The organism is Comamonas guangdongensis (assembly GCF_041079535.1).
GTDB lineage: Bacteria > Pseudomonadota > Gammaproteobacteria > Burkholderiales > Burkholderiaceae_C > Comamonas > Comamonas guangdongensis.
On record NZ_JBFYGN010000007.1, the window covers coordinates 217313 to 229631 of the forward strand.

Consider the following 12319-nt stretch of genomic DNA (forward strand, 5'->3'; position numbering starts at 1 on the left):
TGTGTTTCACTAGCGAAGGAATGAACAGGTATGAAGAAGACAATGCTCAACTGCAATATCTCGTCTTTCGAGGTGCTCAGCGTGGTGCTGTTCTCTGCCCTCACCTTTGGATCGACCGGAGCGGTCCTGGCCCAAAGCATGGCGCATCAGAACCGGGAGCGCATGCAACTGGCCACAGCCGCAACCGTCGCCAACGTACAGCCCGCCTCCAATGCGGCCAACAGCGCCCGGGCCGCGTTCCAGCGCGCCGACACCAACCGCGACGGCCAGCTCAGCGCCGAAGAGGCACGGCATCTGCCGGCGGTTTCACAGCGCTTCGAAGAGATGGATACGGACAGGAACGGCCAGCTTTCACTGGCCGAATTTGACAAGGGCATACAGAAATATTGAGCTCTCTGAAGCGCGATGCGCCTGGGCAGCCCGCCGCGAATCGGCTCTTGCCCGGCGCCCTAGGTGCGCATCAAGCCGGGGCGACCTCGGTGACCGGCAAGGGAAACTCCGGCCCCGTGTAGACGGAACGTATTTCCACCTCCCCGCGCAGCAGCCGCTGCGCCCATTCATCGACCGCCACCCTGGCCTGCGCATCCACGCGCGGGCCCAGATCCAGACGGACCAGGGACGGCTCCTCCAGACCGAAAGCTCGATACCCGCCCAGCGGCAGCACGCCCTGGGCTTGGTCCTGGATGGCGCGGAAAATGGCTTCGCCGGAATCGCAGATGGCCGAGGCAATGAAGACTTCGGGATCACGCTGCACCCAGGGCAGCACATTGCCGATCTGCGCCACGCCATGACGCCGGCAGGCCTCGATCACGCCGGGCCGGCCGCCATCGATCATGGCAAACAGCACATCCACTCCGGTCTGCTGCGCCATGTCCTCCACACAGGCCCGAGCCCATTGCGGGCGGTGCTGATGGCCGCAGAACTGGGTCACGAACTCTCCGGCAAAGCCCGCAGCCGCCAGGCCGTGGGCAAAGGCGGCCCGGCCGCGCAGGCCCGGCGGCACCTTCTCACCCGAGAAATGTCCGGCCGCGCCGGAGCGGCTGAAGCTGGCGGCCAGCACGCCGGCCAGAAAGGCCGACTGCTCCTGCAGCACCTCATAGCGCGCGACATTGGCCGCGACCAGGCCGCCCTGCGTGATGGCGAAGGCCTGCTGCGGATGGCGCTCGGCCAGAATGCCCACGGGACCGTCGCCCTGGCCGCCGTGCGCCACGATCAGGTCGTAGGCGCCTGCGCTGAACGCCTGCATTGCATCGGCGCGGTCCTGGGCCGACTGCCCGGCCACCCAGTGCACATCCACGGCATGGCCGGCTGCCTGCGCGCGGCGCGCGCCCAGCAGGCCGGATTCGTTGAAGCTGCCCTGCCCCTCGGGGCCGAACAGGACGACGGCATAACGTGCCTGCCGGGGCGAAATACGGAGATTGCTCATTCCTTGACTCGATGACTGCTCAGCTGTTGTCGGCTTCAATGCATTACAGGGTGGCGCCGGTGCGCTTGGCCACGGCGGCCCAGGTGCTGGCCTGGGAGGTGACCAGGCGCGTGAAGCCGGCGGCATCCATGTCCTGCGTCACAAAGCCCTGGGCCTCCAGGGTCTGGGCCACCTCGGGCCGACGGCAGACCTGGCGCACGGCTTCGGTAAGCCTTTGCGCGTGCTCGCGGGCAATGCCCGCGGGCGCCGAAATGCCCACATAGTTTTCGGAAACCAGTTGCCCAAACCCCAGCTCGGCCACGCTGGGCGTCTGCGGGGACTGGGGCACGCGGCGCGCCGAAGTCACGGCCAGCAGCTTGACCCGGCCCTGCTTCTGCAATGCGATGTTCTGGGGCAACGCATCGATGGCGATCTTGATCTGGCCGCCCAGCAGATCGGCCCGCATGGGGCCCGCACCGCGGTAGGGCACATGCTCCATGCGCAGGCCCAGCTCCTGCGCGAACTGCTCGCCCACCAGATGGCCCACCGATGCGGCGCCGCCGCTGCCGAAGGGCACGGGGCGGGCACTGGCGCGGATCCAGGCCGCCAGTTCGCGGATGTTGTTGGCCGGCACCGAAGGATGCAGTGCGAACACCGTGGGCACGGCGCCGATATAGGCCAGGTGTTCGAAACTGGCCAGGGGGTCGTAGCTGCGCTTTTCAAGCAGGGAGGGCGCAATCGACAGCGCTGCGGAATTCGAGACCAGCAGCGTGTAGCCGTCGTTGGGGCTTTGTGCCACCAGCTGCGCGCCTATGGACGAGCCCGCGCCGGGCTTGTTGTCGATGACGACGGACTGACCCAGCTGCTCGCTCAGCAACGGTGCGACCAGGCGCGCCACGATGTCGCTAGAGCCGCCCGGAGGAAACGTCACCACCAGCCGTATGGGCTTGGCCGGCCAGGCCGTGCCCGCCGGCACCACGGCCTGCGCACACATGGACGCGGCTCCCAGCAGCGGCATGACGGCCGCGCCGCCCCCCATGCGTAGCAGCGCCCTGCGGCTGACGTCGACCATCCGGAATGTCCTTTCTTGAATACGAACGCAGCGGCACGCCCTGTGCGTGCTGGGAAGCTGTTTTTAGAACGTGTTCACGATCTCTACGCAGCCGCGTTGGAGCGCAATCGGGATGAGTTCGAAGCGATGGCTCGCCGCTTGCACCGGGGTGCAAGCAAGGGTCAGCGCGAAGAAATCGCCCGATTTCGCCCCAACCCTTCGGGACAGTGGCTTTGCGGGCGGTCTGCGGCGTTGCAAATCCTCGCAATAGCATGGCTATTGCTGCGGTGTTGCGCCTTGCATCCCATCCCGCAAAGCCGCTGTCGCGGCGCGAGGAGATCGTGAACACGTTCTTACTGCCGTTGCAGGGCAATGTAAGAGCACGGCCGACAAAAGCTAAACGGTCTTTTTTCATTTGCTATCTGCGAAGAAATCTATGGCCGGCGCGGCCTCGCGCCCGATCGGGTGCGCGTACGCACGCGGCGCACGCGAGCGCGCGCATCGCCGATGGGCACCGCCTGCGCGGCCGCTGCCGCAGGTGCCGGTGGTATTCTTTGAAGTTCCCTGGAGAGACCCGATGAACGCCCCTGTTGCCACCTCCCTGCTGCATCCCGAATTCGTGCAGCGCCCCGTTCCCGAAGCCTTGGTCCAAGCCCTGGCGACGCGCTTTGGCAGCCAGTGCTCCACGGCCCTGGCCGTGCGCGAGCAGCACGGCCGCGACGAGGGTGCGATAGCCGCGCCGCCGCCCTCCGCCGTGGTGTTTGCCGAGAGCACGCAGGACGTGCAGGATGCCGTGCGGCTGTGCGCGCAGCATGGCGTGCCGGTGATCGCCTATGGCGCGGGCTCCTCGCTGGAAGGCCATCTGCTGGCCGTGGAAGGCGGCATCAGCATCGACGTGAGCCGCATGAACCGCATCCTCTCGGTGAACACCGAGGACCTCACGGTGACCGTGCAGCCCGGTATCACGCGCAAACAGCTCAACGACGCGATCAAGGACACGGGCTTCTTCTTCCCCATCGATCCCGGTGCCGATGCCTCGATAGGCGGCATGACCTCCACGCGCGCCAGCGGCACCAACGCCGTGCGCTACGGCACCATGCGCGAGAACGTGCTGTCCCTGGAAGTGGTGACGGCCAACGGCGAGGTGATACGCACCGGCAACCGCGCGAAAAAGAGCGCGGCCGGCTACGACCTCACGCGCCTGATGGTGGGCAGCGAAGGGACTCTGGGCATCTTCACCGAGATCACGGTGCGCCTGTATCCGTTGCCCGAGGCCGTGTCGGCCGCGGTCTGTTCCTTCCCCAGCATCGAGGCCGCCGTGCACACCGTGATCCAGACCATCCAGGTCGGCGTGCCCATCGCGCGCGTGGAACTCATCGACGTGAACTCGGTGCGCATGGTCAATGCCTATAGCAAGCTCAGCTTGCGCGAGGAACCCATGCTGCTGATGGAGTTCCACGGCTCGCCCACGGGCGTCAAGGAACAGGCCGAGATGGTGCAGGAGATTGCGGGCGAATTCGGCGGCAATGCCTTCGAGTGGGCCGAACGTCCCGAAGACCGGACACGGCTGTTCACGGCCCGCCACAACGCCTATTTCGCCGCCGTCTCCAGCCGCCCCGGCTGCCGCTGCATCACCACCGATGCCTGCGTGCCCATCAGCCGCCTGGCCGACGCCCTGCTGGACTGCGTGACCGAGGCCGATGCCAGCGGCATCCCCTACTTTCTCGTCGGCCATGTGGGCGACGGCAACTTCCACTTCGGCTACCTGATCAACCCCGACAGCGAGGACGAGCGCACGCGCGCCGAACAGCTCAACCAGCAGCTGGTGCAGCGCGCCATCGCGCTGGGCGGCACCTGCACGGGCGAGCATGGCGTGGGCATCCACAAGCAGGGCTTTTTGCGCGAGGAAGCCGGCGACGGTGCCGTGCAGATGATGCGTGCCATCAAGCAGGCGCTGGACCCGCAAAACATCCTCAATCCCGGCAAGATCTTCACGCTGCAGTAAGCGCCGCCGGCTGCGCCCGTCCGGCCGGTGCCGGCCATGAAAAAAGGGCCTGAAGCTTCAGGCCCTTGGCATTCCGGTTCAGCGCAATTACTGGCCGACCTTCAGCTGGCCGCCGCGGCCCAGGCCGCCCTTGACCTCCTGCGCCTTGTAGTTGCGCAGCGAGATCACCATGTTGTTGTAGGAGTCCATGAATGCGGCCACCGTGGCCTTGCCTTCGGGCGAGCGCGAGAAGCCGCCCAGACCCGCGACGGCACCGCCGCCGAAGGCGCCCATGGCGGCACCGAAGTTGGTGGCCGTGGCATTGCCCTCGGAGATGGAGATCTGCACGCCGGAACGGATGTCGAACATGCTCAGCGTCACCACCGAGGCCTTGCTCTGCATGGCGCCGCCGATCAGCGTGCCCACATTGCCGAACAGGCCGCCCACGCCCGCAGCCAGCTGGCCCGTGGCGTCGTTGTCGATGATGATGGAAGGCTCCATGTAGTAGTCGGCGGCCACGCGCTGGCCCTTTTGCTGCTTGGAGCCGGCGCGGAACTCGCCGGAATTGCGCTGCTTGTCGGTGATCGCCGCCATCTTGCTTTCCGTGCGGTTGTTGCCGATGGAGGTGATCACAAAGCAGTTGGACTGCTGCACGGCCAGGCGGATCAGGGGCTCGATGGTGGTGATCTTGGTGGCAGCGCCAAAGCTTGCGTACCACTCCTTGCCGCGGCCGTCATCGACCGCCAGGGTGCCCAGGGGCGCGTCGCAGCGCTCCAGCGTGGGGTTGGCATTCACGCTGGTGGCGCCGCCGGCGGCTCCGGTGGCCGCCGTGGGGGCCGTGCCCGTGGAGATAGTGCCGCCACCAGGCGTCACGCAGCCCGCCAGCGACAGGGCCGCGGCCAGGGCAGCCAGACGCAAAGTTGTCTTCTTGGACATGGGATTCTTTCTGATCATGAATTTAAAAAAATGCTGACGTGCCGAGCACGCGTCAACGCAGGTACCAGCCCGACGAATTCCAGACGTAGTAGTAAGGAGTGTTCGCATACCAATAACCCCAGGACTTGCGCTCGTCCTCCAGGGCCTGATAACGCGCTTGGGCATTCTGTTTCGCGGCCTGGGCCTGAGGCAGCAGGCGTTTGGCCTCCTGGTTGCCCTTGGCCGCTGCGCGGGACAGCCAGGCTTCGGCCTCGGCGGGATCGGCTCCCATTTCTTCGAAGCCCAGCAGATACAGGCGGCCCAGCGCAAACTGCGCGGTGCCATTGCCGGCATCGCCGGCCTTGCGCATCCATTCGATGGCCTGGTAGCTGTTGCGCTCCACACCATCGCCGCGCATATAGCGCAGCCCCAGGTCATAGGCGGCGCGCGGGTCGGCCGCGGCGCGGGCCGTGAGCTCGGCCAGGCGGCGCTCGGCCTCGGGATTGACGGGCTCGCCCCGGAAGGTGGCCGTGTTGCGCGGCATCTCGGAGCAGTTATTGCCCTGGCACAGACGCACCACGGGAGCGATGGAAATCTGCTCCTGGGGCGTTTGCACCGCACAGGCGGTCAGCGCAAGAGCAAGCAGTGAAAAGCCGGGAAGAACAAGGCGCATGAGAAATCCCTCAGAGGTTCTTATTCGTTAGGACCGAAAAGTATATTCATAAACTTTATGCAATCCAATATGCACGATCGCAGATTATTTTTCTATCCACGAGAAATCATGGAGAAAATCGACCTCAGGCGATTAACTCCAATTGCCGGCCCGTTTTATTCAGCCAGTCCTGCGGTCGGCAGCATATGCTGACGGCCATATCCGATCCATGTTCTTGCGCTTTTTCAAACCCGTCTGGCCTTTGCCGGCCTTGCTGACCTGGGCTCTGGCCTGGGCGTTGCTGCTGCTGCTCGGGCGCCTGATGCCCTGGTGGCAGGCCTTGCTGGCCGCCTGCATTCTCAGCACCGCCGCCAGCCTCTGGGGCGATACCTGGTGGCGCCGGGCAATGATTGCGGCGGGCTTTCCGCTGTCGTTTCTGGTGCTGTGGGCCAGCCAGCTGCCGGCCTGGGGCTTACCCGCCTGGGGCTGGCTGCTGCCCCTGGGCCTGTTGCTGCTGGTCTATCCGCTCAATGCCTGGCGGGATGCCCCCGTCTTTCCCACTCCCGCGCAGGCGCTGCAAGGCCTGGCCGATGTGGTGAAGCTGCCGGATCAGGCCCTGGTGCTGGATGCGGGCAGCGGCCTCGGCGACGGCCTGCGAGCGCTGCGCAGCGAGCTGCCGCAGGCCCGCTTGCAAGGCCTGGAGTGGAGCTGGCCGCTCGCACTTCTCTGCGCTCTGCGCTGCCCCTGGGCGCGCGTGCGGCGCGGCGATATCTGGCTGACGGACTGGAGCGGCTATCAGCTGGTCTATCTGTTCCAGCGCCCCGAAAGCATGGGCCGGGCGGCCGTCAAGGCGGCCACCGAAATGCGGCCCGGCAGCTGGCTGGTCAGCCTGGACTTCCAGCTGCCCGGAGTGGAAGCCACGGCCTGCCTGCAGGGCAATAGCCGCCACCAGGTCTGGATCTACGCCATGCCGCTGGACGGCGCAGAGCCGGCGCAGGCCGATTGAACAGGCCTGCGCCGATACCGCTTATCTGGCGCGGCTGGCCTGGCTCACATACAGGGCCACGGCGGCAATATCGGCCTCGCTCATCGTGGCCTTGAAGGACGGCATGCTGCCAATGCCGTCGCGCAGAGCGCGTGCCACGCGCGCTGCATCGGGCTGCAACTCGTCCAGCACGGGGCCGATGGCACCTTCCGTGCCCGCATCCTTCAAGGTGTGGCAGACGGCGCAAGCCGGCGTGGCGGCAACCGTGAACAGCTGCTTGCCGCGGGCCAGCTGGGCGGCTTCGTCGGCATGGGCGGCCGCGGCCAGAACGGACAGCAGCAGGGCGGCGAGGGTATGGGTGGTCTTCATCATGGTTATGGGGATCTAGGCATGGAAACCGGCCCCGCGCCCTGGGGTGCAGGACATGGGGCGCGGGTCGTTCAGGCAACCGTCACGGTCACCGCGTGGTCGGCCCAGCTGGTGTTGTTGTAGCCGCTCTGGTTCTCGCCGCGGGTTTCGGGCTGGAGATTGCCTTTTTCGTCCGTGGCGCGGCTGGCCAGCACATGCGTGCCCTTGGGCAGCTGGGCCTGCAGCACGAACTGGCGCCAGGCGTACTTGCCCATGTCCGGGCCGACCAGGCGCGCCGGCTTCCAGGACTTGCCGCCGTCCGTGGACACTTCCACGCCCTTGACCGCATGCATGCCGCCGAAAGCCACGCCATGGATCTGCACCATGCCGGCGGCCTGCGTGCCGGCTTCGGGCAGCGGGCTGTTGATCCAGGACTTGACGCTCATCTCCTGCACCGAGGGCTGGCTGGGATCGCTCTTGCTGCCGGGAGGCGAGATGCGGTAGCCGTGGGACATGATGTGGGCTTCGCTCTCCTTGAGCGTGAACGCCAGCTGCTTGATGTACTTGATGTTGTTCACGCCGGTGTAGCCGGGCACGATCAGGCGCAGCGGGCCCCCGTGGGCCAGCGAGATCGGCTCGCCGTTCATTTCCCAGGCCAGCAGCGCATCCTGCATCGCCGACAGCGGCACGGAACGCTCCACCATCACGGTCTTGGGGTCGATGCCCGCGGGCAGCACCTCGCCGCCGGTGCCGGTCATATAGACCATGCCATCGGCCACGCCGCCCAGGGCCTTGACCACCTCGCGCACGGGCACGCCGCTCCAGACCACGCAGCCCGCGGCGCCTACCGTCCACTGCGTGCCACTGGGCTTGCTGGGGAAGAAGCCCCGGCCGTTGCCCGAGCATTGCAGCACCATGGTCACGGTCTCCAGCCCCATCTTCTTGAGCTCGGCCACGCTCAGCTGGCGCGGCTGCTTGACGCCGTCGATCTGCACCTGCCAGGCATCGCGGTCGGCCACGATGGACGCGTTCGGCGTGGGCAGGTTGTTGCGCACATAGAGCTGGTTGCTGGGCGTGATCACGCTGGTGCCGAAGGCCGAGCGCTTGGTCTCGATGGTGGTCGAGCTGTGCACGATCACGGCATCGGCGTTCTTGAAGCCCGCATAGCCGGGCAGGGGCTTGGCCGCGGGCGCAGCGGCCTGGGCCAGTGCCTGGCCCTGGAAGCTGGCCAGGCCGGCGGCCGCCAGAGCGCTGGCGCTGCCGGCCAGCAGGCGGCGGCGCGGCAAGGACGTGGAGTGTGGTTGCATGGAGTCTCCTCTCTGTAATAAAGCGGGGTGAAGAAGGCGGCCGGACTCAGCTGCTGGCCCGGCCCAGCACGCGCGAGGCCACGGCCAGAGCCTGTTTTTTCTCGGCGATCAGCACCAGCGGACGGCCCTCGCGTGAGCGCACCACCTGCCAGTAGGTATTGGCCCACCAGCCCTGGCCTTCGGGCAGCTGCTGAGGCTGGTCGAAGGCCAGCACGGTGACGATGCCGCCTTTTTCAAAAAACGTGGTCAGGTGGTAGGCGCGACTGCCGTCGATATCGCAGGGCCGCATGAGCTGGGTGTAGCCGGGCAGTTTTTGCTGGGCCGGCCAGTCCATATGCCTGGCGATCTCGGCCTCGGGCATGAACTGGCCGCGCAGCGTGCGCTCGTAGTACTCGTGCTCTATGGCCGAGCGCACCATCTCGGGCGGTCGCATCGCAAACACGGCGCCGGTGACCGTGCCGCCCAGCAGCAGCGCGGCCAGCATGCGCTGTATGCCGCGGCGCGCATGCCAGGGCGTGTGGCGCAGCAGGTGCGCGGGCGGCTCGCCGGGCTCGAAGGCCAGCGCCAGCTCGGCGCGCGCGCGCAGGTCAAAGGCCGAATCTTCGGGACGTGGGGGGAATGTCATGGTGCATGCTTTCGCAGCGGTATCACGCTGCCTGCCGGGTTGGCGCCGCCGCCGGTACGGGCTGGCTCTTGCAGGGCGTTCTTGAGCGCTTCACGCGCCCGCGCCAGGCGCGAGAGCACGGTGCCGGGCGCAATGTCCAGCGCCTCGGCCATCTGGGCCGTGGGCATGTCGTCAAAGTAATAAAGCACCAGCACTTCGCGGTGGATGGGAGCCAGCCGGCCCAGGGCCTTGACCACGTCCAGCTGCGCATCCAGCGCATCGTGATGGTGGACCGGCTGATCCTCGGCCTCCTCGGCGCCGCCCCGGTGCCGGGTCGGATCGAAGTGCCGGAATGCATGGCGGCGCATGATCTGGAACAGCCAGGCGCGGGCCATGCTCTGGTCGCGCAGCTGATGCCGGAAGCGCCAGGCGCTGGTAAAGCAGTCCTGGACCACATCCTCGGCAATGGCGCGCGAGCCGGTCAGCGCCCAGGCGCTGCGCAGCAGGAATCGGTAATGCTCGCGCACCCACTGGTTGTAGCGCGACTCGGCGGTGGAGATCATGCTGCTAATGAGCGGGGGAGGCGAGGTTTCATTCCATGCGCGGGCAAATATTTCTGGATGGCCGCTGCCCGCAGCGATCCGGGCCGCCGGACTTCAGGCGTCGGAAACGCCTGGAACCCTTACGATTAGAGTGCTAGCAGCTATAGATTCTGCGTATGCAGGCCGAAGAAGCGCGCGGGCGGCATGCCCACCGTGCGCCGCACCATGGCGCTGAAGGCGCTGGGGCTGTAGTCGAGCTCGGCCGCGATGCGCTGTATCGGCCAGTTGCGCGCGGCCAGGCTCACGGCATGGGCCAGCACCACCTGCTGGCGCCAGTGGGTGAAGCTGCATTCCAGCTCCTGCTTGAAGAGCCGGGCCACGGTGCGCGGGCTGGCACCGGTATCGCGCGCCCAGTCCTCCAGGGTTTCGTAGCGCGTGGGATCGGCGAGCACGGCCTCGCACAGCAGGCGCAGGCGCTTGTCCTGCGGCAGGTTCACGCCCAGCTGCACGGCGCTGGCACGGCGCAGCTCGTCGAGCAGCAGCTCGCTCAGATGATGCTCGCGCGCCCTGTCCTGCTCGGACAGCTGCAGGCTGTCGTCGGGCAGCGTGGGCAGCTCGCGCACCACGGCGCGCAGCAGCTCGGAGGCGTTGAGCACCCGGCACTGGCGCCATGCCCCTTCTTCCTCGCGCTCCACATTGGGGCCGCAGCGGCCGTTGGTCTGGAAGAAGTACAGGGTGCGCAGATCGGCGCTTTCCACCATGGTCACCGCATGCTCCATGCCCGGCGGTACCCACAAGGCCCGCGAGGGCGGCACGATGAACGTACCCTGTCTGACGGTCAGCCTGATGGTGCCCGAGGTGGAGATGGCCAGCTGCGCCCAGGGATGGCGATGCGGCTTGACCTGGGTGTCGGCCTCCAGCCAGCGGCATTTGGCCCGCACCGGCCGCAGGGCCGTGGGTATGTAGAGATGCGGCGTCAGCGTCTCCACATAGTTGGAGGCCTTGCCCGCACGCAGCGGCTCGGAGGAACGGTTGCTGGACATCATGGCTTGGCAGGTTTGCGACAGTAATTGGCAGACTATCGCATACCAGACGCCAGTCCTCTGCCTAAGATGCGATATATGAACCGCCCTGCCCCGACAACACCCCAGAGCCCAGCGCCGGACACGCTGCGCAGCGATGCGCGCACCATAGGCCTGATCGGCCTGGCCCACGGCTCCTCCCACTTCTTCCACCTGCTGTTGCCGCCGCTGTTTCCCTGGCTGATCAAGGATTTCGGCTACAGCTATGCGGAGCTCAGCGTGCTGGTCTCGCTGTTCTTCGTCGTCTCGGGCACGGGCCAGGCCCTGGCCGGCTTTGCCGTGGACCGCTTCGGCGCGCGTCCCATCCTGTTCGCGGCCCTGGGCAGCTTTGCGGTCGCGGGCCTGATTGCGAGCACCGCCCAGGGCTATGCGATGCTGCTGGCCGCCTCCTTTTTTGCGGGCCTGGGCAATGCACCGTTCCACCCCGTTGACTTCACGATCCTCAACAAGCGCGTCTCGCAGCAGCGCATAGGCCATGCATTCTCGGTGCACGGGCTGTCGGGCAATATAGGCTGGGCGCTGGCGCCGCTGTTCATGGCGGGCATCACCACGGCCACGGGCTCCTGGCGCACGGCCTGCTTCTGCGGCGCGCTGTGGGCGCTCACGGTGCTGCTGATCATGGTCTTCAACCGCGATGCGCTGGATGACCGCGCCGAAGCCGCGCACGCCAGCGCCAAGCCGGCCGCCCAGGCCGCGCCCAAGGAGCACCCCATGGCCTTCATGAAGCTGCCCTCGGTATGGCTGTGCTTCTCCTTCTTCTTCTGGAGCACCTGCGCGCTCAGCGCCATCCAGAGCTTTGCGAGCCCCGCCATGCAGGCCATGTACGGCCTGCCGCTGAGCGTGACGGCCCTCATCGTCACCGGCTATATGCTCTGCGGCGCCGCGGGCATGCTGATCGGCGGTTTCCTCGTGGGCCGCGTCCAGCGGCTGGAGAAGGTGATCTCGGTCTGCATGCTGGGCTCGGGCCTGCTGCTGTTCGTGGTGGGCACGGGCTGGCTGCCCGGTATGGCGGCCGTGGCGGTGGCGTCCATCGCCGGCCTGGGCACGGGCCTGGCCGGCCCCTCGCGCGACATGCTGATCAAGCGCGCCGCGCCGCCCGGCGCCACGGGTCGCGTCTACGGCACCGTGTATTCGGGCCTGGACCTGGGCTTTTGCCTGGCCGCGCCGGTCTTCGGCTTCATGCTGGACCACCAGATGCACCACGCCGTGTTCTTCGGCTCGGCGATAGCGCTGCTGCTGTCCGTGGTCTCGGCCGTCATCGTCGGCGACGGCGTGAGCAAGAAAAACAAGGCCGTGCTGGCCCCCGCCTGAGCACGCCAAGCCCCTGCCTCAAGCCCTGCGCGCCCATGCCGCAGGGCTTTTTTCATGGCTATGTCCCCGTTGAGTGTGGAAAAACGCCGATAGCCGCGAGGAGCATGGCTTGCGGGGTTGGCAGGCGATGGGT

General features: G+C 66.9%; 13 protein-coding genes. 4 read left to right on the forward strand and 9 right to left on the reverse strand.

The genetic code is table 11. From position 1 onward, the window contains the following. Positions 1–30: 30 nt before the first annotated feature. Positions 31–390, forward strand: coding sequence for an EF-hand domain-containing protein (locus tag AB6724_RS08715; protein WP_369338114.1), 360 nt, complete (start codon positions 31–33; stop codon positions 388–390). Between the two features lie 70 nt (positions 391–460). Here AB6724_RS08715 and AB6724_RS08720 read toward each other — a convergent pair whose 3' ends face one another. Next, positions 461–1426 carry a BMP family lipoprotein gene (locus tag AB6724_RS08720; RefSeq protein ID WP_369338115.1) on the reverse strand — a complete coding sequence of 322 codons (966 nt, stop codon included), beginning with the start codon at positions 1424–1426 and terminating at the stop codon, positions 461–463. A gap of 43 nt (positions 1427–1469) precedes the next feature. Then, entirely contained in the window at positions 1470–2477 is a 1008-nt protein-coding gene (locus AB6724_RS08725) for a Bug family tripartite tricarboxylate transporter substrate binding protein (protein WP_369338116.1), read from the reverse strand. Between the two features lie 556 nt (positions 2478–3033). Here AB6724_RS08725 and AB6724_RS08730 point away from each other — a divergent pair. Then, positions 3034–4461, forward strand: coding sequence for an FAD-binding oxidoreductase (locus AB6724_RS08730; protein ID WP_369338117.1), 1428 nt, complete (start codon positions 3034–3036; stop codon positions 4459–4461). A gap of 87 nt (positions 4462–4548) precedes the next feature. Here AB6724_RS08730 and AB6724_RS08735 read toward each other — a convergent pair whose 3' ends face one another. Next, the gene (locus tag AB6724_RS08735; RefSeq protein WP_369338118.1) at positions 4549–5376 is read right to left on the reverse strand and encodes a hypothetical protein; all 828 of its coding nucleotides are present in this window, start codon (positions 5374–5376) and stop codon (positions 4549–4551) included. A gap of 52 nt (positions 5377–5428) precedes the next feature. Beyond that, positions 5429–6028 (reverse strand): tetratricopeptide repeat protein, encoded by a 600-nt coding sequence (locus AB6724_RS08740; protein WP_369338119.1) that lies wholly within the window; start codon positions 6026–6028, stop codon positions 5429–5431. A 208-nt stretch (positions 6029–6236) separates the two neighbouring features. Between AB6724_RS08740 and AB6724_RS08745 the strand changes: the two genes are divergently transcribed. Then, the gene (locus AB6724_RS08745; RefSeq protein ID WP_369338120.1) at positions 6237–7013 is read left to right on the forward strand and encodes a class I SAM-dependent methyltransferase; all 777 of its coding nucleotides are present in this window, start codon (positions 6237–6239) and stop codon (positions 7011–7013) included. Between the two features lie 21 nt (positions 7014–7034). Here AB6724_RS08745 and sorU read toward each other — a convergent pair whose 3' ends face one another. From sorU to AB6724_RS08770, 5 genes are all read right to left on the reverse strand, one after another. Next, positions 7035–7364, reverse strand: a complete 330-nt coding sequence (gene sorU, locus AB6724_RS08750; RefSeq protein ID WP_369338121.1) for a SorU family sulfite dehydrogenase c-type cytochrome subunit — start codon at positions 7362–7364, stop codon at positions 7035–7037. 68 nt (positions 7365–7432) lie between these two features. Next, positions 7433–8647: a SorT family sulfite dehydrogenase catalytic subunit gene (sorT, locus tag AB6724_RS08755; RefSeq protein ID WP_369338122.1), complete on the reverse strand. Its 1215-nt coding sequence runs from the start codon at positions 8645–8647 to the stop codon at positions 7433–7435. Positions 8648–8693: 46 nt separating this feature from the next. Beyond that, on the reverse strand, positions 8694–9272 hold the full coding sequence (locus tag AB6724_RS08760) for a hypothetical protein (protein WP_369338123.1): 579 nt from the start codon (positions 9270–9272) through the stop codon (positions 8694–8696). Continuing rightward, on the reverse strand, positions 9269–9814 hold the full coding sequence (locus tag AB6724_RS08765; RefSeq protein ID WP_369338124.1) for an RNA polymerase sigma factor: 546 nt from the start codon (positions 9812–9814) through the stop codon (positions 9269–9271). The genes AB6724_RS08760 and AB6724_RS08765 overlap by 4 nt, the downstream gene beginning before the upstream one ends. Positions 9815–9954: 140 nt before the next feature. After that, entirely contained in the window at positions 9955–10836 is an 882-nt protein-coding gene (locus AB6724_RS08770) for an AraC family transcriptional regulator (protein ID WP_439329841.1), read from the reverse strand. A 78-nt stretch (positions 10837–10914) separates the two neighbouring features. Here AB6724_RS08770 and AB6724_RS08775 point away from each other — a divergent pair, with 78 nt between their 5' ends. Beyond that, positions 10915–12186, forward strand: coding sequence for an MFS transporter (locus AB6724_RS08775; RefSeq protein WP_369338126.1), 1272 nt, complete (start codon positions 10915–10917; stop codon positions 12184–12186). Positions 12187–12319 lie beyond the last annotated feature (133 nt).